We start from the raw sequence: 26,131 nt of genomic DNA, 5'->3' as shown, positions 1-26,131 counted from the left end.
TCTAGACTAAAAAAGGATGCTAATCGCATCCTTTTTTATGATTATCGTTTTACAACGATTGAATCAATACCGCTGTGTTGTAGGGTTTGCTGAGCGATAACAGCTGCTTCTTGAGAGTCATAAGGTCCAGAGACAACCCGATACCAGGTTTGACCGCCTTCCGTGGTTTTAATGACATCTGCAGATAAGCCGTTGAGAATAATTTCAGCACGACGTGCATCAGCACTATCTGGATCTGGATAACTTCTGACTTGTAAAAGGTAGCTACTCGCCACGGGTTGAGGTTCTGCATTTTCAATCAGCTCACCCTCTGTCGTTGTAGCATCAGCAACCACAGGTGCTTCCACGATGACAGGTGCGGTGTTCACTTGCTGATTTTCAGGTACAGCTTGATCGGGGATTGGAGTCACTTGTTGTTGAGGCAATAAATCGTAGAAGCGATAATCTTTATTCGTATCTTCTTGATAATGTTCAGATTGAATATCATTGCTTTTTGGTTGGACTGGCGCCCACGGTTTCCATAGCATTAAGGCTACGGCAAAACTCAGTACAATTAAAATCAGAACAAGCATACCTAACCATTTTGGTATTAATGGTTGTTTAGGTTTGTTAGGTCTTTCTGATACACCACGCTGCGTTTTTCCAAACACTTGGAAACCTCTCTTATTTTAAGATCATGCAATGGAAAATTGGATTACCATCACATGGAGTTTTTATCTCATTTTTTTCAATAATAAAAGTCTAAAGAGGTGAATCTTTTAAAAAGATTCACCTTCGATGACTTACATGCTTTCAGGTGCAGAAACGCCTAAAAGCTCTAAACCATTTTTCAAGACTTGACGAACATTTACCGATAACAACAAACGTGCTTGGGTCAGATCAGCATCATCACCGAGTACTTTATTTTCGTTGTACCAACCATGGAACAATGCTGCAAGTTCTTTTAAGTAGTTACCTACTTGATGCGGTTCATGGCTGTTTGCAGCACGTGCAAGAATTTCAGGGTATGCTGCAAGTTTTGCTAAGATTTCAGTTTCAGCTTCTAATTCAAGCTTTGCGGCAAAACCACGCGCAGTGGTCGCATCGAAGTTGATGTTCAAGCTGCTTGCTTTTTCTAGCATACGACAAATACGTGCATGGGCATATTGAATGTAATACACCGCATTGTCTTTACTTTGAGAAACCGCGAGATCTAGATCAAAGTCGATGTGCTGTTCAGACTTACGCATGACATAGTAGAAGCGAGCAGCGTCGTTGCCGACTTCTTTACGTAGATCACGCAATGTGACGAATTGACCTGAACGAGATGACATTTGAACCATCTCACCACCGCGCCATAGGCTGACGAATTGTACTAATAACACAGTCAGTTTTTTTGAGTCATATCCCATCGCATCAATCGCTGCTTTTACACGTGCGATATAACCGTGGTGGTCTGAACCCCAAATATCAATAATGTCAGTATAACCACGCTGAAGTTTATTCAGATGGTAAGCAATGTCAGAAGCGAAATAAGTGGTTTGACCATTACGACGTTTTACAACACGGTCTTTTTCATCACCAAATTCTGTTGATTTGAACCAAATGTTGCCATCTTTCTCATAGAGGAAGCCGCGTTGATCAAGTGTTTGTAATGCTTCTTCAATTTTTTCAGTCAATGATGCTTCACTAAACCATTGGTTGAAAGTCACACCAAATTCACCAAGATCATCTTTAATATCATCAAGAATTGCTTTTAACGCAGCTTGATGAAAAACGCGATAACCTTCACCTATTAACGTCTGCGAGTTAAAAATTAGACCATCAATGTGTTTTTCTTTATCGCCAGTAATTACAACCTTGTTACCTTCGGTATCAAGTTCTTCAGCATACTGCACATCTTCTGGTACATCTTTATAAACATCAGCTACAGGGCGAACATATACATCGCCGTCTTGATCAATAATGCTTTGTGCGATTTCTTTGACATAGTCGCCTTGGTAAGCATTTTTAGGGAATACTAATGTTTGACCAGTTAACTCAAGGTAACGTAGATAAGTAGACGTCGCTAAAATATCCATTTGACGACCAGCGTCATTCACATAGTATTCACGATCCACTGTAGCACCAGTTGCTTCAAGTAAATTCGCAACCGTCATGCCATATGCTGCGCCACGACCGTGACCCACATGTAAGCTTGATGTCGGGTTCGCAGAGACAAACTCAACTTGGATTTTTTTCGTAGCATTTACTTGTGTACGACCAAAATCATTAGCTTGTGCCTGAATAGCATCAAGAACAGCAAAACGTTGGTCTGCATTCAAGAAAAAGTTGATAAAACCAGGACCAGCGATTTCCGCTTTACTGATATCCGCAACTTCTGGCAGTGCAGCAAGAATTTTTTCTGCTAAATCACGAGGCTTCATACCTGCAGCTTTAGACGCGATCATTGCGATATTCGAAGCGAAGTCACCATGGCTTCGGTCTTTGGTTCGCGTTAAGTTTCCGCTGTTGTTAAAGTCAGATGGGAGGACCCCTTCAGCTTGAAGAGATTGCACTGCATGATCGAGAGCTGCTTGTATTGCCGTATTCATAATTTATCGAAAAATTAATGTCGCAGAAAAACGACAAATATAGCAAATTTAGCGCTCATTAGCGAAGCAGATTTGCGTTGAATAAAACTTATCCGACATAAAAAATAATAAAATCAGTTTTTTTAATCACTATGCGCTATTTGCAGAATTAACGATGATGAAATTAATCTTTTACATCTAATGCATATCGATGATTGAATTGAGCCTGATTGTCTTTATCTCATTTAATGTGAATTTAAATAGAAATCAGGCAATTTTATGACTCGAAATTAAGCCATACACGTGACAGGCTTATTTAGTAATTCTGCTTTACCATTTTGGAAAGTGTATAACTTAGATGCATGGAAGATTTTAATGGTTTTGGCCTTTTGAGCAGCAGTTTGAAATGTCGCTAATTTTTTTTGATTCGCCAAACTAAAAGGATTTCCGTAATTCTTATTGTCGAGTAGTACTTGGATCGTTCCAACTTCAGGCTGAAGACTATTTAAAATTTCTGATCCTTCCGCATTTTGTATGCTGAGACTTGGTTTTTGGACACTATTCTTACAATTTAAGCGCAGGAACAGCATGTGACCATCAACTGCTTTGTTTTGTAAGTCATAAATTCCTTGAAGGTCATTTTCGATATATACCCACTGACCAATCGGCATATTTTGTTTAAGTTTCTCAATTTGCTCGAGTGTTGTTTTACTAATATCGACAATGCCTTTTTTATCAATTTCAGGGGTCTTATCGGCGCGTGCTAAACCCACCATTGAAAGTGCTTTATCACCGACCTTTGAGGTCGTGTCAGTGATGGTTTGGCAACCCGTTACATTTAGCAGTGAAATAATAGTTAATGGCAAAATGGCAATTTTAGCTGTAATTTTCATGTGGATCTAATAATGAAGTAAAAATACGATTGAATCCGATATTAGCTGAATCGTTCAGATTAGTTTGCAAAAAAAAGTTAATAAACATGAATAATACATTTGAAATGTGACAGTTTTATCTAATTTTCTATCAATAGAATGATGGATTGAAGTTATAAAATTTAAAAATACTGCCAATATTATTATCAATTTTATAAATATACATTTGTCTTCATTTCGGCTTAAGCTATTTCTTAAATAAATGGTAAAAATGAAATGAAAAAGGTCTGAATTTAGGCCTGATCCATGAGATTAGAGATGACAACTGAACACACTGAAGTAAAACACCCTCTTTATACCCCTTATGCTGGCTTTACTTTGCTTGAACTACCTCTTCTTAATAAAGGCTCTGCGTTCACTGAGGAGGAGCGAGCGAGTTTTAATCTAAACGGTTTGCTGCCTCATGTGATTGAAACGATTGAAGAGCAACACCAACGTTCATATCAACAATTTACGTCATTTCATGACGACATTAATAAGCATATTTATCTGAGAAATATACAAGACACCAATGAGACTTTGTTTTATCACCTCATAGAAAATCATTTATCAGAGATGATGCCGATTATTTATACCCCAACGGTAGGTGAGGCTTGCCAACGATTTTCTGATATTTACCGCCGTCATCGTGGTGTATTTATTTCATATCCTGATCGTGCCAACATTGACGATATTTTACAAAATGTGAATAAGAACAACGTCAAAGTCATTGTAATCACAGATGGTGAACGCATTCTTGGTTTAGGTGACCAAGGGATTGGTGGGATGGGAATTCCAATCGGAAAATTATCTCTCTATACCGCATGTGGTGGTATTAGCCCAGCGTATACATTACCCATTACATTGGATGTAGGAACCAATAATGCACAGTTGCTAAATGATCCAATTTATTTAGGTTGGAATCAGCCTCGTATTAGTGGCGATGAATACTATGACTTTGTGGATGACGTACTTCGTGCGATTAAACGCCGTTGGCCAAAAGCTTTGATTCAATTTGAAGATTTTGCTCAAAAAAATGCAATGCCATTGCTGGAAAAATATCGTAATCAATATTGTTGTTTTAATGATGATATTCAAGGCACTGCTGCTGTTGCAGTCGGCAGCTTAATCGCAGCAAGTCGTGCTGCAGGAAAGCAATTACGTGACCAGAAAGTGGCATTCTTGGGTGCTGGTTCAGCGGGCTGTGGTATCGCTGAGCAAATCATTGCGCAAATGGTGGCTGAAGGTTTGAGTGATGCTGAGGCAAGATCAAGAATCTATATGGTCGATCGTTTTGGATTATTGACCGATAATCAACCAAACCTTTTAGATTTTCAGCGTAAACTGGTTCAAAGTTCAGAAAATGTATCCGCGTGGGCTGATGCGGAAGGCATCATTTCATTGCTAGATGTTGTAAAAAATGCACACCCGACTGTGTTGATTGGTGTTTCTGGACAACCGGGTCTGTTCACTGAAGAAATTATTCGAACTATGGCATCCAATTGCGAGCATCCTATTGTATTGCCATTGTCGAATCCAACGTCGCGTGTAGAAGCCGTACCAGCAGATATTATTCAGTGGACGGACGGTCGCGCTTTGATTGCAACTGGTAGTCCATTTATGCCAGTTAATTATCAAGATAAGCTACACAATATTTCTCAGTGTAATAACTCTTATATTTTCCCAGGGATTGGCTTAGGGGTGATTGCTGTGCAGGCAACGCGTGTTACAGACAATATGCTGATGGCATCAAGCATGGCGTTAGCAGATTGCTCTCCAAAATTGCAAAACCCTGACGACGACTTACTTCCTGATCTTAATGATTTGCAGAAAGTCTCCCGAATCATCGCGTTTAAGGTTGCAAAAGCGGCAATTGAGGATGGTGTTGCTTTGCCATTGAGTGATGAGCTGATCGAAAAAAGTATTGAAGATAATTTCTGGAAGCCTGAATATCGCCGTTATAAGCGAATTCCATTTTAAAAAAACTTGAATTTTCAATATAAATTCATTGGAAATAAATAGGAATCAATGCGTTGGTTCCTATTTTTTGTTTAGAATAATTACAATATTTAAAAGCAAGATTGAGCGGAATACGCTACAATTTTCAAAAATCATAATAATAGCTTTAATCATTCTATGCTCAATAATATCAATTCAATTATAGAAGGCTTGGGTCTTAGCCCGCAAAAGCGCGCCTTACATATTAAATTTTCTAATCCAATATTAGATAGCCAAGTTTTCATTCAACGAATTCAGGGTCAACACTTTATTAATCAAGGCTTAAAAGCTGAAGTATTATGCTTATCGACGAATGCGCATTTACAACTTAAGCAATTCATTGGTTGTTTAGTGGCTGTCGATCAAGTTACGGATCTTGGAAAATTAGCTCGGACTACTGGGATTGTGACAGGGGTGAGCCAAGGTCAAAGTGATGGAGCATTGACCTTATATAAGTTGACTGTTGAAGATGCAACTTCACTTTGGCACAAACGCCGTAACAGTCGCGTATTTATGAACAAATCCGTGGTTGATATCACTGAGATTATTTTTAAAGAGTGGCAGACGAAAAGCGTGTTATTTAGTGCCGCTTTGAGTCTGTCAACGGCGGGTTTAAAAGCATCATATGATATACGTCCATTTGTGATGCAAGCCAACGAATCAGACTATGATTTTCTAACACGCTTATGGCGGAGTGAAGGCATTAATTGGTTGATTGATGAGACAGATCAAACTGTGCCATTCTCAGTGAAAGAAATTCAATCACAAAAATTAAGGCTAATAGATGAAAATAGTCAGTACGAGCCTTTAGATCGACGCACGCTCAGATTCCATCGCAGTCATGCAACAGAACGTTTTGATACGATTACCAGCTTTATTGCTCAACGCTCAATACAATCTACAGCAATTCAGGTACAACGTTGGCAGGGCGATATACTTGCGCAAGATCAAGATGATTATCAACTCAGTGCTCATCAACATAGTGACCAGTTGGACAATGAAACCTTAAGTCTAGAACAAGCATGGACTGTGAGTCCTGCTTGGATTGCTGATTTAAAAGGTGAAGATCAAGCCACTCCATCAAACAATTCACAACTGCAAAAACTGAATACACAACTCAATCAATACCAAGATTTGCAGGCTAAATACTTTACTGCGGTGAGTAGCGTTCGAGATGCCAATGTTGGGTATTGGTTTGAATTTATGGGTCATCCAGAAATAGATCAACATCAAGGGGCAGATCGCCAATTTATTATTTTAGGAAAACATTTTTTTAATCAAAATAATTTACCTAAAGATTTAAATAATCAAATTGAAACATTAATTGATTTAAGTCGTTGGAAAAAGACAAAAACAGATGAGCGTTTATCTACAGAACTGAGTTTAGTGCGCCGAGCTATACCTATTGTTCCAGAATATGATCCATTGAAACATCGTCCAGTTGCTTATCCTCAACGGGCAAAAGTGGTTGGACCTGAAGGTGAAACGATCTATGTGGATCAATGGGGACGTATTAAGGTTCGCTTCGTATTTACACTTAATGATGACCATCAACATGATGGTGGGGCAGGGGCGAATGATAATGATACAGACTCTGCATGGGTTGATGTTTTAACCTCTTGGGCTGGGGAGGGTTATGGATCAAGATTCCATCCACGTATAGGTGAAATTGTAGTCATTGACTTCTTTGATGGAAATGTTGATCGACCTTTCGTTGTTGGGCGTTTACATGAGGCTGAACGTCATCAAACCATGTTTGATGTTAAGGGGCAGTTACCTGATACAAAAAAACTCAGTGGAATTCGCACGGCAGAAGTTGGTGGTTCTGGATTTAACCAACTCCGATTTGATGATACGACAGGACAAATTAGTACTCAGTTGCAAAGTAGTCATGCGGCAACTCAATTGAATTTGGGTAATTTGAGTCATCCTAAGGATAAGGAAAAAAGTGATGGACGTGGAGAAGGATTTGAGCTGAGAACTGATGCCTATGGTGCTGTTCGTGCAGGGAAAGGAATGCTCATTACGACTTATGCACAAGAAAAAGCAATTGCTGATCATCTTGAAGCTACACAGGCTCAATCTCTGTTGAGTCAGAGTGAGCAGAGTATGAAAATGCTCAGTGAGATTGCAGTAAAACAACAATCGGATGCATTAAATGTAATTAGTAGATTACCTAAATTTATTCAATCATTAGAAATCAAAAGTAGTGCTCAAGCTTTGCAGTCTACAGTGAGTTTATTTAAAGAGGGAATAGCGAAGGATCCAGTAAATGCATTGAAAGATTGTGGTGGCTTTATTAAGGATATTGGTACTTTAGGTGGTAATGCTGCTGGTATTGTAGATGAGTTTAATAGTTACTTTGAGCATGCTCAAGAAGCGGTTGATAATCTCAAGGAATTTATTGATAACGTACAAGAATATGGTTCTGAGGCGATAAAGAGGAAATTTGAAAGTATTAAAAATGGGATTAAAGATAACCCATTTCAAGCACTTCAAGATGTGAGTAAAGCAATTTCGAGCGTTGACTTGAATGTGGAAGATCAACTGGTGTTATGCACTAGTTTTGGTGGTGCAAACAAAAAAGATGATATTAATCCAGTAAAAGCCTTAAGCACACTGACAGGTTTTATGGAGGGATATACTCAAGGATTAGAAAATAGTTCTAATCAAAAAAAACAAGAGCAAGGACGTTTATTTAGACAGGCACTCATGCTTTTGGCTTCACCGAATGGGATTGCATTAACAACGCCTGAGGACATTATTCTTCAAGCATCACAAGATATTGCGGAGAGTGCACAGGGTTCAATTAATTTAAGTGCGCAAAAAAACATTGTGGGGCATGCTCAAGACAAGATCAGTTTGTTTGCTGCACAGAAAGGATTTCGAGCGTTCGCAGCTAAGGGTAAAGTTGAATTACAAGCGCAAGATGATGCGATTGAAGCAATTGCACGTAAGGTGATTAAGCTTATTTCAACCGAAGATAAAATTGAAATTACCAGCCCTAAAGAAATTGTACTGACCGCAGGTGGCTCGCAACTCAAGATTAATGCTAGTGGAGTATTTAGCACGACGGGTGGAAAATTTGAGAGTAAGGCAGGGCAACATTTGTTTACGGGTGGAGCCAATATTTCTTATGAGTTTCCGCAATTACCAAATACAACTTTATTCAGCAATAAGTTAGACATTTATGATTTATTTTGGGAAAGTGATTTTAGTAAACTGAGTTATAAAGCATTTATACCAGACACCAATTCTTTTGTTTCAGGTCAAATTGATGAGCACGGTCGAACTGGCAAGATAAACACAGCAGATCCCTCAAAAATACAAGTTCTTATTGGCCCTGATGAAGAATGGGGAATAACAATAGATGGCTTTGATGAAGAAGATTTTTTAGGTAGTTCAAATAGAGCAACCCTAAATTTTAAAGATAATAATAAATAATATACGGTCTAAGTTATGACAAACTCTAGGAAATCATTAGTAACTATTAAACTAGTAGATATATTTGGGAATCCTATTTCTAAAGTTCAATATCAGGTTAAAAATACAAAAACAGGTCAACTAATAGCTGCGGGAGCAACAAATTCGGCTGGTTGTATTGTTGAGATTAGTAGAGATAAAGGCACTAGCTTAGATGTATATATCAAAAGTATGTTTAATGGAATGATGCTGAATGTTAAAAGTTTTGTGATGTCAAAAGATCGTATGCTGGTCACTATCGCAAGTCCCAAAGTGCTATTGGATTTGAAAACACTCAATAATCAAGGTGCTGCTGGTGTATATAGAAGAAAAACTCATGTAGTACGAAAAGGTGAGACGCTAACTGCAATTGCTAAAGCAAATGGAACTACTGTTAGAGCATTGGAAAGATTAAATCAGTTAAAGAATCCAGATAGACTAAATATTGGGCAAATTTTAAAGCTGCCTGTTAATATACCAGCTACAGGTGATAGGAGTATTCAAGATAAACCCAAACCCATAACGCAATCTAAACCTTCTCCAAAAAAGCAACAAACAAGCACATCGACTACCGAAAGAAACGACGGCTTTAGTGGCTTAACGAATGAGGCAAAAGAGTGGCTGAACAAAGTTTACGAAGATGGAAAGAAGGCTATTACTGAAACGGTAGATTCAGCTGTCAAAATTTTGACGGTAGAGGATAGAAGTCAAGAAAGTGGGACCCCAAAAACATCAGCCCCCAATATGTGTAAAACTGATCCTCAATGTATTTCAAGTGGAAAGAGTGAATTAATACAAGAAATCAATATTCGTTTAGCTGGTTTTGGCGGGGCTTTACCAAGCGATGAATTCACTGAGTTAACTGCCAAATGTATTAGACAATTCCAAAAAGATTATATGGGCGTTCCTGAAACGGGCAAAATTTGTGGAAGTGTTTTAGCGGCACTTGATAAGTTTTACTATGAATATCCAGTAAGTAGTTTTATGAACAAAGCTTCATGCCCATGTGGTAGTTGTTCGGGTTATGGTAATAATAGAAGAGGTATTAAATCTGGAAGTAATATTGCTAACGAATATCCTGGGTTACATAGATCACTTATCTGGATTGTGAAAGCTTTGAATTTCTATTTAAAAAATGAATTTAAAACTAAAAACTTAGAAATTGCTTATATTGAATCTGGATATAGGTGCATTGAAAATAATAAGAAAAAAAGCAGGACTAGTGTTAATCATATGGGTTTAGCACTAGATTTGCATATCAATAAAAACGGAGTTCGAACCCGTGATTTGGCGGATATGGAATTTATACGTAAGAATATTATGGCGGTAAAAATGGATGCCACTGAACGGAGAGCTAGCAATAAAATTTACTTAGAACCTAAAGTATTTAATGATGGTTCTTCAGGAGCACAAACATGGGTACATTTTGATATTACTAGGTTATCAAACATATATTTTGAAGATGAGTTTTTTAAAAAAACGGTAACTGAATTGAATGGTGGTTCAATAGTTGATATAGCAAAATCGCTAAACTTGAACTCATTATTAAGTTGTGCAGGTTTTACTGCAACTTCTACACAACTCTCTAAAATTACAGACAAAACTATTGATCAATTAGTGATTGAATTGGGCGATGCTATAGCAAGTGGTGAGGGGAGTTATGAAGCATGGAATGCGGGTGCACCTGAAAATAAAAGAGTAAAGTTTGGAAAAATGAATGATTTGCCTGGGACAATAACAGGAAAAACAATTAATCAGCTATTGGATGCTTCAACCAAATATACTTGGCAAGATGAACGACGCCGGTTTGCAACTGGGAAATATCAAACAATACCTTCAACATTATCTGCAGCAAAATCGAGAATGAATCTTACTGGTGATGAACTTTACGATGCAGATATGCAAGAAAGAGTATTTAAAGAGCATTTATTGAGAGGAAGATCTGCAATTTACAATCTAATTTCAAATGGAAGCTCCACAGTTGAAATGGCCATGATTGATGCCTCTAAAGAGTGGGCTTCAATTGCATTGCCTAAAGGTCACAAAAATAAATCTAATGTGGTTTCTGACGGTACAATAGGTTATCACGAATCAAATACTAACAGAGCAAATAGTCATTCAACTGCTAAGGTTAAAATGATATTTGAAGAAATTAAACAATACCACTCTGCCAAATAGGTTGAAAAATGAATATGTTTAAATATTTAATAACATTAATATCTGGATTTTTAATTACGAGTTGTACTTATTCAAAAGAGCAGAGTGAAGATTCCTACTCTACAGCAACAGTTTTAACAAAAAACAATGTTTCTAATTGTTTTATTGAGGAGATAAATGTAGATTTTTGTAGTGAAGACAAACTCAGAAAATATAATATACATATTAAAGATCAACCTAATTTTTTTCATAATAAAATTATTTTAGTGGATGATGGAAAAAGAGATATAGGTAAAGGAGAGAGAAGGCACATAAAAAATATTATTCTTCTTGATCCGAAAACTAATAAAGTTATACCGTTGCCACAGAGTTTAGGGAACTTCGTTGATGAAAGATTACAAGTAATTTTTGATGAAAAACCCCAAATTAGGTTTTCAAAAAATGATAATAAAATTTGTCTTTCGGGAACGACATTTGCAAAAAGCGACAATAATATTAATGTTGAAAATGACTGTTATATATTTGAAAAAAATAATTTTAAAAAGATGGAAGTAGAAAAAAATGAAAATAAAAAAAGTTATAAAACATCAATAATTTACAATTCAGATTTACATTTTAAATGTATTAATGATATTAAAGTTAAAGAATGTGAGAATTTAAATCTATTTTCAACGAGTATTTTATTCAAGAAGTATGACTTTATAAATATTAATGATGGACCAAGTGCAATATTGGAGAAAGATAATTTTAAGATTATTATTTCACCATTTGAGGATGAGAGTGGTCCAAACTTAAGAATCATGAAGGTTAACAATAATCAAATGGTAGAAGAAAAATATATCTACGCAAATAAAAAGGTTTTAATCGACAGCGATTTCAAAGTTGAATATTCTGAAGGATTAGGAAAAAAAACTTATAACTTTAAATAAAATTAAAGAAAGCCGACTTACGTCGGCTTTCTATTGTTTAATCTTCGAATACCTTTTCTAGCAACTCTTCACTTGGGGCGAAGTAATAAGCTCCATCTAAAGGCGCAACAAAGTGCAATAAACGATCATGAATACCATCGCCACTAGTTCCAAACATACGTGTCAGCATGCGATCAATACGGGTTAAATCTTTCGTATAAGCGATAAAATACAAACCTTGATCACCACGTCCATCCCCATATGGTAAAGAGTGGCGAAGAATTTCAAGCTCCTCACCTTCATCATCTTCAACAACGGTGCGAGCCACATGTGCATTGTCGGGTTTAACATCGTCATCAAGCTCAATGCTTTCGAGTTTGGTGCGCCCAATCACTTGCTCTTGTGCATCAACTTTAAGTTTTTTCCATTTATCTAAATCATGACGATAACGTTGAGCAAAAACGAATGAGCCATCAGTGAAAATTCCTGCATCTTCACCTAATAAAGCTGTTTCAGCACGATCATCTGGAAATTGAGGATTTTCGGTGCCATCAATAAAACCAGTTAAATCTCGACCATCAAAATTTCGGAAGCACACGCGCTCATCTAAAACCTCAACTAAATCCTGAATGCCTTCAAAAAAAGCTTGGCTTAAGGCAAAACAAATATCAGTGCGCTGTGCTGCGATATGGATTAAAACATCAGCAGGGACCACAGGCATTGTGAAAGAGCCTTGAATTGGTTCAAGCTGTTTAAAACCTTTTGGTTGGTGAGGGTAAAGTTGTGACCAAAGTTCTGGTCCAAAAGCCACCGCAGTTTTAATTTGAGCATGAGGATGTTGAGTAATTAAGCGATCACGAGTCGTAAAGAGATCTTCAAGTTTTTCTTTTAGTTGATCTATTGATAAATCTTTTAAACGCAAAGTGATAAAGCGAGCATGATCTGAAGGTAATGGTAAGATTACGGATTGGGAAGTCATTCATGGCTCCTGAAATTATAATATCCTAATTTTGCTGATCACATTGTGCCTGATCATCATAGTGCTGAACAGACAGACGTTTAAAAAAACATTCAAATTTTAAATCTTAAAAAAGTCGAATTGTCATATAATCTCATCAAAATAAATCTCCCAAATCGTTATGTCTTATCAAATGTGGTTTGCCTACATGCTTGCATGTTGGGTTATTAGTATTTCGCCTGGTGCAGGTGCTATTGCATCTATGTCTAGTGGTTTGAATTATGGATTCAAACGAGGCTATTGGAATGCAATTGGTCTGCAACTTGCACTTTTGGTTCAAATTGGAGTTGTCGCTGCGGGAGCAGGCGTACTTTTTGCTACGACTCCTTTGGCATTTTTGATCGTCAAATGGTTTGGGGTTGGGTATTTATTATATTTGGCATATTTACAGTGGAAAGCCCCAGTGCAGTCCATAGAAATTCAGTCTGATTTAAAGCAAAAGTCAGCGATGAAGCTAGTAATCAGCGGTTTCTTTGTCAATATGAGTAATCCAAAAGCAATTGTATTCTTATTGGCAGTATTGCCACAGTTTCTGGATCTTTCAAAGCCTCAATGGCCACAATACCTCATCATGGCTTGTACAATGATTGCTATTGATCTTATCGTTATGGCTGGATATACAAGTCTTGCAGCGAAGGTATTGCGTTTACTTAAATCACCTCGTCAACAAAAAGTCATGAATCGTACCTTTGCAGGTTTATTTGCAGGTGCGGCTTTTTTATTGAGTTTAGTGCATCAATAAGACACAATAAAATAACGAATGAGGGTTATTTTGTTGAAAATTAAAATATTAATTTTGACTATTCTGTTGGGGCTCGGCTTAATTTCAACTCCCTATATCTGGGCGTATTTTTATTTACAGCCTGAAAGTGTGTGGGAATGGATCAAGTTTGTGATGTGGGGCGCGGGTGTTGGCATATGCGCCACATTTGGTCTTACAGTGATTTTAACTTTGATCACCACCCTTATAAAAAAAATGATTGTGGATGATACTTCGCAATATAAGATGTTTTTCAAACAAATGGTTTATTTTATGTGGATCAATGTGGTCTTATTTATCACGGCTGCAATCGGTTTACTATTCGAATGGTTGCCTTTCTATATTGTTGAATATTGGTTTATGCCTCAGACCTTTTTTGGCTTTTGGCATGTGATATGGATAAAAGGCCTCATTAATTTATTGGTTATGGTGGTTTTTTTATTCTCTTGTTATATCTTTCTCTGTCTTCATAAATATTTTATAAAGAAGCAAGATTAATGAATAGCCCAAATAAATCAGGCTATTTTTTTAAATTTTTGAATGATAAAAATCACAGCAAATACGATTGCCATGGTTAATACAATGCTTAAACCTGTCGCAATATTTAAACCTGCACTCGACCATAAGCCCACAGTCACACCAACTTGAGCCACAATAAAAGACCATAGCACCATGCGTTTAGGTGAATGTGCTAAAAGTCTTGCGGTTAATGCAGGTATAACCAATAAAGCACCCATGAGTAATGAACCTACTGCACGTAACGCTAGTACTGTAAATAAGGCAAGAAGCAGCATAAAAATAAGGCGCTGCCATTTCGCATTCACACCTTCACTTACCGCAATATCAGGATCAATCGCAATTTGAATCTGAGATTGCCAACTTTTATAGAGCACAGAGAGTGCAATGACAATCACCACTGCAAATGTCGGTAAGTCGGACCAAGATATTGTTAAAAGATCGCCAAATAAATAACTCAGCAACTCAGGTCTTAGCGCAGGGAGGTGTTGGATGACCAATAGTCCTGAGCAAAGCAGCGTTGCTGAACATAACGCAAGTAATGCATCGTTGGGCAGGCGAGGATCATGCAATACCCAAAGGACTGCGACCAAGAGTAACGCGGTAAACGTAACCCCCATCCATAAGGGGAGGGTGAGTAAGCCAGCAATCGCCACACCCAAGAGAGTTCCATGCGCCATTGTGTCTGCAAAGAATGACATACGGCGCCATAACATAAGACAACCGAGCGGTGCAGTTAGAAACACTAATAATGTTCCCATAATCCATGCGGGTAATAGAAGTTGTAACCATTCCATCATGATCTAAGCTTCCGGTTCTGGATGAATATGGGGACGAGGATCGTGTTGACATGGCGTTGCTGTATCACCATGTGCACAATGATCGTGATGATGTTGGTAGAACACTCGATTAGTGCCGAAAATAGCTTGATACTCAGGGTCTTGTTGAATATTTTCAGGCAAACCGCTACAACATATATGTTTATTGAGGCATACCACGCGCTGTGTACCTTGCATCACCCACTGCAAATCATGAGAGACGATTAAGATCGAGCAACCGTAGCGCTCAGGTAGACTTCGAACATAATCATAAAGTTCAGCTTCAGATTGAATATCTAAACCTTGCATCGGTTCATCGAGTACCAATAAGTTGGGTTGACGCAGTAGAGCGCGTGCTAAAAGTACACGCTGGCGTTCCCCACCAGACAGCTGTTGGACTTTCGAATCTTGTAAATTTATGATCCCAGTATCTCGAATAATTTCTTGTTTAATCGCAAGATCACAATTTTCTAAATCAAGTAAATCTTTCACTCGAAGTGGCAAGCTGTGGGATGGATTGAACTTTTGAGGGACGTAAGCAAGCTTTAAGGCTTTATGATGTTTAATTTGACCAGAATTGGCCTTCACAATTCCAAGAATCACTTTGATAAGCGTAGATTTACCCGCCCCATTGGGACCAATGAGGGTAATAATTTCTTTGTCATGAATCTGAAAGTCAACATTCTTTAAAATGTCTCTTTCATCAATTCGCACATTAATTTGCTGCAGTTCAATTAATGGCAATGCAGAACTTACTGAGAGCACTGCTGACATAATCCTGAAATCTCAATAATGCTATGTTGAGCCTGAAAATGATCAGACGAAGCCAATTGATCAAGTTGTTGAATCAAACCAAGAGCTGAAGCCTCTTTTACTGTATTGCATTTAGAGCAAATGAGAAAAGCGGCTTGATGTCCAGCACGAGGATGGCAACATGGAATATAGGCATTAATTGAAGTTAAACGATGAATAAAACCTTTTTCGAGCAAAAAATCGAGGGTGCGGTAAACAGTTGGAGGTGCTGCTGGACGTTCAGCATTACCTTTTAATTTCGCCAACAAGTCATAAGCGCCCATAGGCCCTGAGGCCGTTAAAATTAACTCTAAAACTTCTCTGCGAAGCGGAGTCAATTTAGCGCCTGAAGCAGCGCAGCTTGCTTCAGCTTCTAATAAACGAGCTTCAACATTCGGGTGATCATGCACACCGTGTAAAGTATCATGATGTTCGTGTGAACATGCGCTCATGGACTGACCTCAAGACTTCGAAAAGGGAAGGGGATATCTCATAAATAGTATCATGAGACCTTGCAACTTACGAACAGCATAGGCATTTTCAACTGTTTGTTATATTATAACGTCAAAATTCGAGTGGTAATTAATTTCATGTTGCGTCTGCTAGCACTATGCTTTACAGCATTATTCACAACCTTGGCTTGGGCACAAGCACCCTTGGTGGTTTCGACACACCCAGTGTATTTGATTGCAAAAGAAATCACTCAAGGTATTGAAGAACCAAAATTGTTGCTAGAAAATCAAACAGGGCATGATGTTCATCTGACCCCTGCGCACCGCAAATTAATTCAAGATGCAGGATTGGTTATTTGGCTTGGTAAAGCGCATGAAGCGCCATTAGAGAGTATTTTGGCGAAAAACTCTAAAGCAGTTGCCTTATTGAATACAGGAATATTGCAAACATTGCCGCTTAGAAATAGTCGAGGGGACGTAGTAAAAGGAACTGTCGATACTCATGTATGGTTAGAACCAAATAATGCAGTTCGTATTGGCTTTTTTATAGCGGCATTACGCTCACAACAACAACCTGAGTTTAAAGACAAGTATTGGAGTAATGCTAAACTTTTTGCACATGAGATGCTGAAAACCTCACAAAGTGTAAAACTCAATCATGGTGTTCAGCCGTATTGGTCATTACATGATGCATACCAATACTTGGAGCGTGCGCTGTTGCTAAAATTCGCTGGTGCGATGACAGAAGACCCACATATGGCACCTACAATTGCTCAAATCAAATATTTAAAAGACCATCGCCCTCAGCAAAAGATGTGTCTTTTGGCTGAAACTGTAGCTAATAAAAATCAATATAAGTCTCTAGGTCATGTGAATTTTCTCGCAGTTGATGAGAGTTTTGCTAAACACCAGAATTTTATAACAGCATGGCAGACTCTAGCGATACAAGTACGTGCATGTGTAGAAAAAGCACAAAAGTGATGTAAAAACAGCCGATAATTGTATAAGTGCTCAGCAATAAACGATCTAAAAATACCAGACTTAGGTCGGGAAAAGATTGCATGTTCAGGGGTGTAACTCTATAATGCCTGCGATTAAAAATAATCATCAGCTAAACTTGTCAAGCATTATTGCTGTGAGTGGATAATAAATGAGCCGAACTAGTCGCTTGATTGACCGACGATTAGCGAAAGCTTTAGTCATCTTGCAAGCATGTATGATACCTGTTTCAGCCTTGATAGCGTGGGTCTTGAAAGACTCGACTGCGGCTTTGAGTGCAGCATTAGGTGCATTCGTATGTTGGCTAGCCAGTTGTTATTTTTCATGGCAGTCGTTCAGAGCTGCAGGTGCAAGAGCTTCGAAACAGGTTCTATCGAATATGTATCGGGGGTTGCTCGGTAAGTTTGGAATTGTGATTGTTGGCTTCATTTTGATTTTAATCAATGTGAAACCGTTGTCAGCGGTCGCATTGTTTTGTGGTTTCATACTCGTTCAGACCATGTCGTGGGTCGCACCTTTTTGGGCGTCGCGTCTATCAAAATGAGTTGAATTGCAACGAAAAATTGAAAAGTTTTTTAGATGTTTAACGAGATATCAAGCAGCACGCGATATTCGTTAACTCTAATTTGTATTTGACATTAACCAGGTGTGATTTATGGCTGCTGAAGAACATACCCTTACCTCGTCTGAGTATATTCAGCATCACTTAACGAACATGACCTATGGTAAAGCACCAGATGGTACGTGGAAGTTAGCTGAGACTGCTGAAGAAGCGAAAGAGATGGGGTTCACTGCTATTCACTTGGATTCTATGGGTTGGTCAATCGGCCTTGGCGTCATTTTCTGTTTGTTGTTCTGGTTAGTAGCGAAAGCTGCAAACTCTGGTGTTCCGACCAAGTTCCAGGCTGCAATTGAAATGATCGTTGAGTTTGTTGACTCAAGTGTTCGTGATACCTTTCATGGTAAATCACGTTTAATCGCGCCTCTAGCTCTTACCATCTTCGTGTGGATTTTCCTCATGAACTTGATGGACCTTATCCCTGTTGACTGGATTCCTTATACAGCTCAACACATAATTGGTGGGCTATTCGGTATCGACCCGCATCATGTTTACTTCAAGATCGTTCCATCTACTGACCCTAACGTAACCCTTGGTATGGCGTTATCAGTATTTGCGTTAACTATTTTCTATAGTATCCGTGAAAAAGGTCTTGTCGGTTTCGGTGCAGAATTTGCGCTTAACCCATTCAATCCAAGTAACCCATTTTTAAAAGCATTATTAATTCCAGTAAATATTCTTCTTGAATTAGTAACTTTTATCGCGCGTCCAATTTCATTGGCTCTCCGTTTGTTCGGTAACATGTATGCGGGTGAATTGATCTTCATTTTGATCGCATTATTACCGTTCTGGATTCAATGGGCGTTGTCTGTGCCTTGGGCAATCTTCCATATTCTTGTTATCACGTTACAAGCATTCATCTTCATGATGTTAACGATCGTGTATATGAGTATGGCTAGCGAGAAGCATTAATTAATATTTGCTCGACTACACTATGTAGTTGGGCTAAAGTTTTTTTGTTTGATTTAAACTCAACCTCTGAGGATTTTTTCATGGATTTAGTAGTTGGCTTATCTGCTGTTGCAGCTGCTCTTTTAATCGCGTTCGGTGCTTTGGGTACTGCGATCGGTTTTGGTCTTTTAGGTGGTCGCTTCCTTGAAGCTGTTGCTCGTCAACCAGAATTGGCTCCACAACTTCAAACTCGTATGTTCTTAATCGCGGGTCTTCTTGATGCTGTGCCTATGATCGGTGTTGGTATTGGTTTGTTCATTATCTTTGCAAATCCGTTCATCGGCCTAGTAGGTTAATTAGCTAAATTCCGAAATCAACTATTTGAGGAATAGCAATGAATATTAACTATACTCTGTTTGGTCAAGCGATTGCGTTTGCGATCTTTGTCGCATTCTGTATGAAATTCGTTTGGCCTCCACTAATCAATGCGATTAGTGAGCGTCAGCGTAAAATTGCTGATGGCTTAAATGCAGCTGAAAAGGCGAAAGCTGATCTTGCAGATGCGCAAGCTCAAGTTAAAGCTGAATTAGATGCAGCGAAAGCACAAGCGGCTCAATTGATCGAACAAGCGAACCGTCGTGCGGCTCAATTGGTTGAAGAAGCTCGTACTCAAGCATCTGCTGAAGGTGAGCGTATTCGTCAACAAGCGAAAGAAGCTGTTGACACAGAGATCAATGCTGCTCGTGAAGAATTACGTCAACAAGTTGCAGCTCTTGCTGTTGCTGGTGCAGAGAAAATTCTGAACCAACAAGTTGATGAAGCAGCTCACAATGCCATGCTTACTCAGCTGGCTGCTAAACTTTAAGCGAGGCGATTATGGCTGAACTCTTGACGTTAGCACGCCCGTACGCTAAAGCAGCATTTGCTTTCGCTTCTGAGCAAGGTGCAACTGACAATTGGTCAAATGTGTTACAAGTGCTTAGTGCTGCGGTGCAAGATGAAGCATTTTCCGCTTACTTGAGTCGCCCTGAGCTTACTCCTGTGGAGCAAGTAAGTTTATTTGCTAAGGTTTTAGGTGCAGATCAAACTGCTGAAGTGTCTAACTTTTTGACACTTTTGGCTGAAAATGATCGTTTAACTTTGTTACCTGAGATTGAAGCAGAGTACGAACTTCTTAAATCACAAAATAACAATGTGGTAGATGTTGTGATTGAATCTGCATTACCACTTTCTGCTGAACAAGAGCAATTACTTGCATCTGCGTTAGAGAAACGTTTCAACGCAGCTGTAAATGTTTCAGTAGAAGTTAACCCAGCGTTAATCGCGGGTGTTGTTATTCGTGCAGGCGACCAAGTGATAGATGATTCTGCGCTTAATAAGCTTGAAAAAATGCGGACTCGTCTTCTTGCATAATTGCGTAAAAAGAAGACTGAACTTAATAAAGATTGAGGTATAGCGCAATGCAACAACTGAATCCATCCGAGATCAGTGCGCTCATTAAACAGCGTATCGGCGATCTGGACACCAGCGCGACCGCTAAGAACGAAGGAACCATTGTTATGGTTTCCGACGGTATTGTGCGTATTCACGGCCTTGCTGATGCAATGTACGGTGAAATGATCGAATTCGACGGCGGCTTATACGGTATGGCACTGAACCTAGAACAGGATTCAGTGGGCGTCGTTGTTTTAGGTAACTACTTAAGCCTTCAAGAAGGTCAAAAAGCGCGTTGCACAGGTCGTGTATTAGAAGTTCCGGTTGGTCCAGAACTTTTAGGCCGTGTAGTAGATGCTTTGGGTAACCCAATTGATGGTAAAGGCCCAATTGATGCAAAATTATCTGATGCAGTTGAAAAAGTTGCACCAGGCGTAATTTGGCGTCAATCGGTAGATGAGCCTGTACAAACTGGTTATAAATCAGTTGATACAATGATTCCAGTTGGTCGTGGCCAACGTGAATTAATCATCGGTGACCGTCAAACTGGTAAAACAGCAATGGCGATCGATGCGATCATCGCACAGAAGAATTCTGGCATTAAATGTATCTACGTTGCAGTTGGTCAAAAACAATCAACTATCGCAAACGTTGTACGTAAGTTAGAAGAAACTGGCGCTATGGCGTATACGACTGTTGTAGCAGCAGCGGCAGCGGATCCAGCAGCAATGCTTTTCCTTGCTCCGTACTCTGGCTGTACAATGGGCGAATACTTCCGTGACCGCGGTGAAGATGCGTTAATCATTTATGATGACTTATCTAAACAAGCAGTTGCGTATCGTCAAATTTCATTGCTTTTACGCCGTCCACCAGGTCGTGAAGCTTACCCAGGTGACGTATTCTATCTTCATAGTCGTCTACTTGAACGTGCTTCTCGTGTATCTGCTGACTATGTTGAGAAATTCACTAACGGTGAAGTTAAAGGCCAAACTGGTTCATTAACTGCATTACCGATTATTGAAACTCAAGCGGGTGACGTATCTGCATTCGTACCAACGAACGTAATTTCGATTACTGATGGTCAGATCTTCTTAGAAACATCATTATTCAACGCAGGTATTCGTCCTGCTGTGAACGCGGGTATCTCTGTATCTCGTGTTGGTGGTTCTGCTCAAACTAAGATCATCAAAAAATTGTCTGGTGGTATTCGTACTGCTTTAGCACAATATCGTGAATTGGCTGCGTTTGCTCAGTTCGCTTCTGACCTTGATGAAGCAACTCGTAAGCAACTTGAGCATGGTCAACGTGTAACTGAATTAATGAAGCAAAAACAGTATGCTCCATATTCAATTGCTGACCAAGCTGTTTCTGTATATGCATCTAACGAAGGCTACATGGCTGACGTAGAAGTGAAGAAAATTGTAGACTTTGATGCTGCATTAATTTCTTACTTCCGTTCTGAACATGCTGCGTTAATGCAACAGATCGATGAAACTGGTGATTGGAACAAAGACATCGAAGCAGCATTCAAAGCTGGTATTGAAAGCTTTAAAGCGACTCAAACTTACTAATTTTCAAACTGTTGAAATTTAGTGTCGGTTTGGTTCACGGAATCAACCTTCGAGGGCTCGAAAGGGCCTTCGAATACTAGGTTAAGCGTATGGCAAATTTAAAAGAAATTCGCGCCAAAGTAGCTAGTATCAAAAGCACGCAGAAAATTACTCGCGCGATGCAGATGGTAGCAGCTTCTAAGATGCGTCGTGCGCAAGAGCGCATGGCTCAGGGCCGTCCGTATGCCGAAAATATGCACCGTGTAATTGCTCATTTAGTACAAGCGAATCCTGAATATAAACATCGTTATATGGTTGAACGCCCAGTTAAGCGCGTTGGCTATATCATCGTGTCATCAGATCGCGGTCTTGCTGGTGGTTTGAACATTAACTTGTTCAAGAAAGTGGTAAAACACGTTCAACAGCAACAAGAGCAGTCAATTGAAGTTCAATTTGCTTTGATTGGTCAAAAAGCGGTTTCGTTTTTTAAAAACTACGGCGGTAAAGTACTTGGTGCAACCACTCAAGTGGGTGACACTCCAAGTCTTGAACAGTTGTCTGGTTCTGTACAAGTCATGTTGGATGCATACGATAAAGGCGAATTAGATCGCATTTATTTAGTGTCTAACGGCTTTGTGAATGCCATGACTCAAAATCAAAAAATCGAACAACTTGTTCCTTTAGCAGCTGCTGAAGATGACAAGACTCTTAACCGCCAATACGGTTGGGATTATATCTATGAACCAGAAGCTGAAGAGCTTTTAAATGGTTTATTGGTTCGTTATATCGAGTCTGTGGTATACCAAGGTGTGATCGAAAACATCGCGTGTGAGCAATCTGCTCGTATGGTTGCAATGAAAGCTGCAACGGATAACGCGGGTGAATTGATCAAGAACCTACAACTTATTTATAACAAGCTGCGTCAAGCCGCGATTACTCAGGAAATTTCTGAGATCGTTGGTGGTGCCGCTGCCGTTTAACATTATTTTGAATTGAGGAGACAGCAATGAGTAGCGGTCGTATCATTCAGATCATCGGCGCGGTTATCGACGTCGAGTTTGAACGCAACAGTGTTCCTAAGATCTATGACGCTCTTCAGGTTGATGGCACTGAAACTACATTAGAAGTTCAGCAACAACTTGGTGACGGCGTTGTACGTACAATTGCGATGGGATCTACAGAAGGTCTTAAGCGTGGTTTGAACGTAACTAACACTAACGCTCCGATCTCTGTACCAGTTGGTCCAGCGACGCTTGGTCGTATCATGGACGTTCTTGGTCGCCCGATCGATGAAGCTGGTCCTGTTGCAACTGAAGAGCGTTTACCGATTCACCGTCAAGCGCCTTCTTATGCAGAACAAGCTGCTTCTACTGACCTTTTAGAAACTGGTATTAAAGTCATTGACTTACTTTGCCCGTTCGCGAAAGGTGGTAAAGTTGGTCTGTTCGGTGGTGCCGGTGTTGGTAAAACTGTAAACATGATGGAGTTGATCAACAACATCGCTAAAGCGCACTCAGGTTTATCTGTATTCGCTGGTGTTGGTGAGCGTACTCGTGAAGGTAACGACTTCTATCACGAGATGAAAGACTCTAACGTTCTTGACAAAGTAGCAATGGTTTACGGTCAGATGAACGAGCCACCAGGTAACCGTTTACGCGTAGCGTTAACTGGTCTTACTATGGCTGAGTACTTCCGTGATCAAAAAGACGAAAACGGTAAAGGCCGTGACGTATTATTGTTCGTAGACAACATCTACCGTTATACACTAGCAGGTACTGAAGTATCAGCGCTTCTAGGCCGTATGCCATCTGCAGTAGGTTACCAACCGACACTTGCAGAAGAGATGGGTGTTCTTCAAGAACGTATTACTTCTACTAAGTCTGGTTCGATTACATCTATCCAAGCTGTATACGTACCTGCCGATGACTTAACGGATCCATCTCCAGCGACTACGTTCGCTCACTTAGATGCGACAGTTGTATTGAGCCGTGACATCGCTTCACAAGGTATTTACCCTGCGATCGATCCACTTGACTCTACTTCACGTCAATTAGATCCATTAGTTGTTGGTACTGAGCATTACGAAATCGCTCGTTCAGTTCAAAACGTTCTTCAACGTTATAAAGAATTGAAAGACATTATCGCAATTCTTGGTATGGACGAATTGTCAGAAGAAGACAAGCTTACTGTATACCGTGCACGTAAGATCCAACGTTTCTTCTCTCAACCGTTCCACGTAGCAGAAGTGTTTACTGGTGCTCCTGGTAAACTTGTACCGCTTAAAGAAACTATTCGTGGCTTTAAAGGTCTTCTAGCTGGTGAATACGATCACATCCCAGAACAAGCGTTCTATATGGTTGGTGGTATTGACGAAGTTATTGCTAAAGCCGAGAAACTTTAATTAGCTACCTAATTTAGGAGGTTCTCATGGCGACTATGCAATGTGACGTTGTAAGTGTTAAAGAGTCTTTGTACTCAGGCACTGTAACTATGCTAATTGCTAAAGGTGCTGGTGGTGAGTTAGGTATTATGCCTGGCCATGCTCCACTAGTAACTTTACTTCAACCGGGCGCGATTCGCGTTCAGTTGGAGAATGGTACAGAAGAATTAATCTATGTATCTGGTGGTGTTCTTGAAGTTCAACCGCATGTTGTTACGGTTCTTGCAGATACTGCAGTCCGTGCAGAAAACTTAGATGAAGCTGCAATCGTTGAAGCACGTAAAAATGCTGAAACTTTGTTAGCAAATCAAAAGAGCGATTTGGACGCTGCTGCTGCTTTGGCTGCGCTTGCAGAAACAGCTGCACAGTTGGAAACCATCCGCAAAATCAAAAACCGCGCTCAATAAGAGACGGTTCGAGATTGAAAAACCACCCGAAAGGGTGGTTTTTTTATGGCTAAAATATATGGCAAATAAAAAGGGACATCTGATAAGATGTCCCTAGTATTCATTGCGTCATATAACCTATTAAACCAGCTCAGGTGAGGGGGGATAATAGTTAAGCTATAAGCGCTTACGTAGTATATACTAATGGAATGACTAGAAATTGCAACTATAATCTGATTAAAAAATGTTAATTACAGATCATCAGCATTTTTTCGACTTAATTTCTTATCCTAGAATTAATGCTTACAAACGATATTTTGGTAACTCTTTAGCAAATGAAAAAATTTTAGGTATCTATATTTGGAATGATAATATCTGTAGTTCATTCTTTAAGATATTGAACTTATTAGAGATAACACTAAGAAATAAATTTCATAGTCATTTAAGTCAGTATTATTATACCTATCCTAAGAGTCAGCAGACTAGGCGTGGTTCAACTAACTATACTGCGACTATAACTTTAGGAATACCAAAATCATGTAATTGGTATGAATGCGCTTTATTAGAAGATAAGAGCCTCAGTAAAATTCTCGATAAGACACATCATCATCGCAATAAAAGGCCTCTTTCTTCACCACCTCAACCAGATGATGTAATTGCAAGTTTAACATTAGGATTTTGGTGTTCTCTTATTGATAAAAATCCTAGATTTATGTGGGAAGATATACTTTTAAATGTATTTTCGAATCATCGTTACTCAAAATCATTTCAGGAAGCAACTAGGCCTCCAACACGGCCATTAACAAATCCTTGGTCAATTCAAAAAAATATAAAAACCTTATCGAATAGATTAGTTTTAATTAATGATATACGAAATCGGATAGCTCACCATGAACCTCTATGGAAAGTAAAAGAGATATATGATGAAGTATTCTCAAGTCATTCTAATACTAAAGGGAATGTCTTGTATCCAAAGACTTCAAATATATCTGAAACTTTAAATTCGCTTAATATTATATTGGATCGTATTATAGAGATTATAAGTTGGATTGATCCTAAGCTATGTCTTGATTGTAATAGATGGGGAGTTTTAAAGCATTTAAAGTGGTTATTAACTGAAAAGGGTTTCAATGCTTATATGAATAATTTTGGAGATGATACACTTGTAACATCGAAAACAAGATTTAAAAAAACGTTATCAACTACACTTTGCAAACAAGACGTTCGTTATTTTAAATATAATGAGCAAATATATTGTTTGCATAAAATTATTTAAAACTTTGGTTGAGTGAGGATTCTTTAAGTGGGAGTATAAATTCAAAGGCTAGAAATAGAAAACTTCCCATTCCCTATAATCTTGACCTGAAAAATCTCATCAAATCCTTCATCTAAACTTGGCACTTCAAGCTTTTGATAAATCGCTCGAACTTCCATGTCAGGAATATTCGCTCTACCTTCAAGGTAGCTA

At 39.0% G+C, this 26,131-nt stretch carries 24 protein-coding genes; 17 read left to right on the top strand and 7 right to left on the bottom strand.

Going from position 1 to position 26,131, the window contains the following annotated elements; all coding sequences use genetic code 11:
- Positions 1-41: 41 nt before the first annotated feature.
- The 3 genes from AC1M86_RS12690 to AC1M86_RS12680 all read right to left on the bottom strand — a co-directional run bounded on the left by AC1M86_RS12690 (position 42) and on the right by AC1M86_RS12680 (position 3,445).
- Positions 42-650, bottom strand: coding sequence for an SPOR domain-containing protein (locus AC1M86_RS12690; RefSeq protein WP_035268975.1), 609 nt, complete (start codon positions 648-650; stop codon positions 42-44).
- Positions 651-782: 132 nt separating this feature from the next.
- The gene (gene argS, locus AC1M86_RS12685) at positions 783-2,573 is read right to left on the bottom strand and encodes an arginine--tRNA ligase (RefSeq protein WP_481608099.1); all 1,791 of its coding nucleotides are present in this window, start codon (positions 2,571-2,573) and stop codon (positions 783-785) included.
- Between the two features lie 269 nt (positions 2,574-2,842).
- Positions 2,843-3,445, bottom strand: coding sequence for a hypothetical protein (locus tag AC1M86_RS12680; protein ID WP_180028962.1), 603 nt, complete (start codon positions 3,443-3,445; stop codon positions 2,843-2,845).
- A 297-nt stretch (positions 3,446-3,742) separates the two neighbouring features.
- Here AC1M86_RS12680 and AC1M86_RS12675 point away from each other — a divergent pair, with 297 nt between their 5' ends.
- The 4 genes from AC1M86_RS12675 (at position 3,743) to AC1M86_RS12660 (ending at position 12,009) form a co-directional block, all read left to right on the top strand.
- Positions 3,743-5,443 carry an NAD-dependent malic enzyme gene (locus AC1M86_RS12675; protein ID WP_035268988.1) on the top strand — a complete coding sequence of 567 codons (1,701 nt, stop codon included), beginning with the start codon at positions 3,743-3,745 and terminating at the stop codon, positions 5,441-5,443.
- A gap of 156 nt (positions 5,444-5,599) precedes the next feature.
- Positions 5,600-8,905 (top strand): type VI secretion system Vgr family protein, encoded by a 3,306-nt coding sequence (locus AC1M86_RS12670; RefSeq protein ID WP_481608098.1) that lies wholly within the window; start codon positions 5,600-5,602, stop codon positions 8,903-8,905.
- A gap of 15 nt (positions 8,906-8,920) precedes the next feature.
- Positions 8,921-11,101: a LysM peptidoglycan-binding domain-containing protein gene (locus AC1M86_RS12665; protein ID WP_481590694.1), complete on the top strand. Its 2,181-nt coding sequence runs from the start codon at positions 8,921-8,923 to the stop codon at positions 11,099-11,101.
- A gap of 8 nt (positions 11,102-11,109) precedes the next feature.
- Positions 11,110-12,009, top strand: a complete 900-nt coding sequence (locus tag AC1M86_RS12660; RefSeq protein ID WP_481608097.1) for a hypothetical protein — start codon at positions 11,110-11,112, stop codon at positions 12,007-12,009.
- Between the two features lie 37 nt (positions 12,010-12,046).
- Here AC1M86_RS12660 and AC1M86_RS12655 read toward each other — a convergent pair whose 3' ends face one another.
- On the bottom strand, positions 12,047-12,967 hold the full coding sequence (locus AC1M86_RS12655) for a Dyp-type peroxidase (protein ID WP_481608096.1): 921 nt from the start codon (positions 12,965-12,967) through the stop codon (positions 12,047-12,049).
- Between the two features lie 160 nt (positions 12,968-13,127).
- On the opposite strand from AC1M86_RS12655, the gene AC1M86_RS12650 reads away from it, so the two are divergent.
- Together AC1M86_RS12650 and AC1M86_RS12645 are read left to right on the top strand one after the other, a co-directional pair.
- On the top strand, positions 13,128-13,748 hold the full coding sequence (locus AC1M86_RS12650; RefSeq protein WP_481596429.1) for a LysE family transporter: 621 nt from the start codon (positions 13,128-13,130) through the stop codon (positions 13,746-13,748).
- A 30-nt stretch (positions 13,749-13,778) separates the two neighbouring features.
- The gene (locus AC1M86_RS12645; protein ID WP_481608095.1) at positions 13,779-14,264 is read left to right on the top strand and encodes a hypothetical protein; all 486 of its coding nucleotides are present in this window, start codon (positions 13,779-13,781) and stop codon (positions 14,262-14,264) included.
- 17 nt (positions 14,265-14,281) lie between these two features.
- Here the strand turns inward: AC1M86_RS12645 and znuB are convergent, their stop codons facing one another.
- Genes znuB through AC1M86_RS12630 form a run of 3 tightly spaced genes read right to left on the bottom strand, consistent with a single transcriptional unit; the run spans position 14,282 to position 16,344 of the window.
- Complete coding sequence (gene znuB / locus AC1M86_RS12640; protein WP_481608094.1) at positions 14,282-15,082, bottom strand: zinc ABC transporter permease subunit ZnuB; 801 nt, start codon at positions 15,080-15,082, stop codon at positions 14,282-14,284.
- Between the two features lie 3 nt (positions 15,083-15,085).
- Positions 15,086-15,874 carry a zinc ABC transporter ATP-binding protein ZnuC gene (gene znuC / locus AC1M86_RS12635; RefSeq protein WP_481608093.1) on the bottom strand — a complete coding sequence of 263 codons (789 nt, stop codon included), beginning with the start codon at positions 15,872-15,874 and terminating at the stop codon, positions 15,086-15,088.
- Positions 15,853-16,344 carry a transcriptional repressor gene (locus AC1M86_RS12630; RefSeq protein WP_481608092.1) on the bottom strand — a complete coding sequence of 164 codons (492 nt, stop codon included), beginning with the start codon at positions 16,342-16,344 and terminating at the stop codon, positions 15,853-15,855. Before AC1M86_RS12630 ends, znuC begins: the two co-directional genes overlap by 22 nt.
- Before the next feature lie 138 nt (positions 16,345-16,482).
- Here AC1M86_RS12630 and AC1M86_RS12625 point away from each other — a divergent pair, with 138 nt between their 5' ends.
- The 11 genes from AC1M86_RS12625 (at position 16,483) to AC1M86_RS12575 (ending at position 25,939) form a co-directional block, all read left to right on the top strand.
- Entirely contained in the window at positions 16,483-17,325 is an 843-nt protein-coding gene (locus AC1M86_RS12625) for a metal ABC transporter solute-binding protein, Zn/Mn family (RefSeq protein ID WP_035268175.1), read from the top strand.
- A 169-nt stretch (positions 17,326-17,494) separates the two neighbouring features.
- Complete coding sequence (locus AC1M86_RS12620; RefSeq protein WP_035268179.1) at positions 17,495-17,887, top strand: ATP synthase subunit I; 393 nt, start codon at positions 17,495-17,497, stop codon at positions 17,885-17,887.
- 111 nt (positions 17,888-17,998) lie between these two features.
- Positions 17,999-18,874, top strand: coding sequence for a F0F1 ATP synthase subunit A (atpB, locus tag AC1M86_RS12615; RefSeq protein ID WP_035268181.1), 876 nt, complete (start codon positions 17,999-18,001; stop codon positions 18,872-18,874).
- An 80-nt stretch (positions 18,875-18,954) separates the two neighbouring features.
- Complete coding sequence (atpE, locus tag AC1M86_RS12610; RefSeq protein ID WP_035268188.1) at positions 18,955-19,209, top strand: F0F1 ATP synthase subunit C; 255 nt, start codon at positions 18,955-18,957, stop codon at positions 19,207-19,209.
- A 38-nt stretch (positions 19,210-19,247) separates the two neighbouring features.
- Positions 19,248-19,718: a F0F1 ATP synthase subunit B gene (locus AC1M86_RS12605; RefSeq protein WP_035268191.1), complete on the top strand. Its 471-nt coding sequence runs from the start codon at positions 19,248-19,250 to the stop codon at positions 19,716-19,718.
- 11 nt (positions 19,719-19,729) lie between these two features.
- Complete coding sequence (locus tag AC1M86_RS12600; RefSeq protein WP_035268194.1) at positions 19,730-20,266, top strand: F0F1 ATP synthase subunit delta; 537 nt, start codon at positions 19,730-19,732, stop codon at positions 20,264-20,266.
- Positions 20,267-20,313: 47 nt separating this feature from the next.
- Complete coding sequence (gene atpA, locus AC1M86_RS12595) at positions 20,314-21,858, top strand: F0F1 ATP synthase subunit alpha (RefSeq protein ID WP_035268197.1); 1,545 nt, start codon at positions 20,314-20,316, stop codon at positions 21,856-21,858.
- An 89-nt stretch (positions 21,859-21,947) separates the two neighbouring features.
- Positions 21,948-22,817 (top strand): F0F1 ATP synthase subunit gamma, encoded by an 870-nt coding sequence (gene atpG, locus AC1M86_RS12590; protein ID WP_035268202.1) that lies wholly within the window; start codon positions 21,948-21,950, stop codon positions 22,815-22,817.
- A gap of 26 nt (positions 22,818-22,843) precedes the next feature.
- Positions 22,844-24,238, top strand: a complete 1,395-nt coding sequence (atpD, locus tag AC1M86_RS12585; protein WP_035268203.1) for a F0F1 ATP synthase subunit beta — start codon at positions 22,844-22,846, stop codon at positions 24,236-24,238.
- 26 nt (positions 24,239-24,264) lie between these two features.
- Positions 24,265-24,684, top strand: a complete 420-nt coding sequence (locus AC1M86_RS12580) for a F0F1 ATP synthase subunit epsilon (protein ID WP_035268205.1) — start codon at positions 24,265-24,267, stop codon at positions 24,682-24,684.
- A 223-nt stretch (positions 24,685-24,907) separates the two neighbouring features.
- Positions 24,908-25,939 carry an Abi family protein gene (locus tag AC1M86_RS12575; RefSeq protein WP_481608091.1) on the top strand — a complete coding sequence of 344 codons (1,032 nt, stop codon included), beginning with the start codon at positions 24,908-24,910 and terminating at the stop codon, positions 25,937-25,939.
- The last annotated feature ends 192 nt before the right edge of the window (positions 25,940-26,131 follow it).

This window comes from Acinetobacter sp. ANC_7654 (genome assembly GCF_056779855.1).
The sequence above is the reverse complement of the archived record's forward strand: the minus strand, read 5'-3'. Positions and strand labels throughout refer to the sequence as shown.

What these genes read in the sequence shown, in the direction of transcription:
- AC1M86_RS12650 (WP_481596429.1), top strand. Translation starts at nt 13,128, where the DNA reads ATGTCTTATCAAATGTGGTTTGCCTACATGCTTGCATGTTGGGTTATT.
- AC1M86_RS12620 (WP_035268179.1), top strand. Translation starts at nt 17,495, where the DNA reads ATGAGCCGAACTAGTCGCTTGATTGACCGACGATTAGCGAAAGCTTTA.
- AC1M86_RS12660 (WP_481608097.1), top strand. Translation starts at nt 11,110, where the DNA reads ATGAATATGTTTAAATATTTAATAACATTAATATCTGGATTTTTAATT.
- AC1M86_RS12580 (WP_035268205.1), top strand. Translation starts at nt 24,265, where the DNA reads ATGGCGACTATGCAATGTGACGTTGTAAGTGTTAAAGAGTCTTTGTAC.
- AC1M86_RS12665 (WP_481590694.1), top strand. Translation starts at nt 8,921, where the DNA reads ATGACAAACTCTAGGAAATCATTAGTAACTATTAAACTAGTAGATATA.
- znuB (WP_481608094.1), bottom strand. Translation starts at nt 15,082, where the DNA reads ATGATGGAATGGTTACAACTTCTATTACCCGCATGGATTATGGGAACA.
- atpB (WP_035268181.1), top strand. Translation starts at nt 17,999, where the DNA reads ATGGCTGCTGAAGAACATACCCTTACCTCGTCTGAGTATATTCAGCAT.
- AC1M86_RS12625 (WP_035268175.1), top strand. Translation starts at nt 16,483, where the DNA reads ATGTTGCGTCTGCTAGCACTATGCTTTACAGCATTATTCACAACCTTG.
- AC1M86_RS12600 (WP_035268194.1), top strand. Translation starts at nt 19,730, where the DNA reads ATGGCTGAACTCTTGACGTTAGCACGCCCGTACGCTAAAGCAGCATTT.
- atpE (WP_035268188.1), top strand. Translation starts at nt 18,955, where the DNA reads ATGGATTTAGTAGTTGGCTTATCTGCTGTTGCAGCTGCTCTTTTAATC.
- AC1M86_RS12675 (WP_035268988.1), top strand. Translation starts at nt 3,743, where the DNA reads ATGACAACTGAACACACTGAAGTAAAACACCCTCTTTATACCCCTTAT.
- atpG (WP_035268202.1), top strand. Translation starts at nt 21,948, where the DNA reads ATGGCAAATTTAAAAGAAATTCGCGCCAAAGTAGCTAGTATCAAAAGC.
- AC1M86_RS12575 (WP_481608091.1), top strand. Translation starts at nt 24,908, where the DNA reads ATGTTAATTACAGATCATCAGCATTTTTTCGACTTAATTTCTTATCCT.
- atpD (WP_035268203.1), top strand. Translation starts at nt 22,844, where the DNA reads ATGAGTAGCGGTCGTATCATTCAGATCATCGGCGCGGTTATCGACGTC.
- AC1M86_RS12655 (WP_481608096.1), bottom strand. Translation starts at nt 12,967, where the DNA reads ATGACTTCCCAATCCGTAATCTTACCATTACCTTCAGATCATGCTCGC.
- AC1M86_RS12630 (WP_481608092.1), bottom strand. Translation starts at nt 16,344, where the DNA reads ATGAGCGCATGTTCACACGAACATCATGATACTTTACACGGTGTGCAT.
- AC1M86_RS12680 (WP_180028962.1), bottom strand. Translation starts at nt 3,445, where the DNA reads ATGAAAATTACAGCTAAAATTGCCATTTTGCCATTAACTATTATTTCA.
- atpA (WP_035268197.1), top strand. Translation starts at nt 20,314, where the DNA reads ATGCAACAACTGAATCCATCCGAGATCAGTGCGCTCATTAAACAGCGT.
- AC1M86_RS12670 (WP_481608098.1), top strand. Translation starts at nt 5,600, where the DNA reads ATGCTCAATAATATCAATTCAATTATAGAAGGCTTGGGTCTTAGCCCG.
- argS (WP_481608099.1), bottom strand. Translation starts at nt 2,573, where the DNA reads ATGAATACGGCAATACAAGCAGCTCTCGATCATGCAGTGCAATCTCTT.
- AC1M86_RS12605 (WP_035268191.1), top strand. Translation starts at nt 19,248, where the DNA reads ATGAATATTAACTATACTCTGTTTGGTCAAGCGATTGCGTTTGCGATC.
- znuC (WP_481608093.1), bottom strand. Translation starts at nt 15,874, where the DNA reads ATGTCAGCAGTGCTCTCAGTAAGTTCTGCATTGCCATTAATTGAACTG.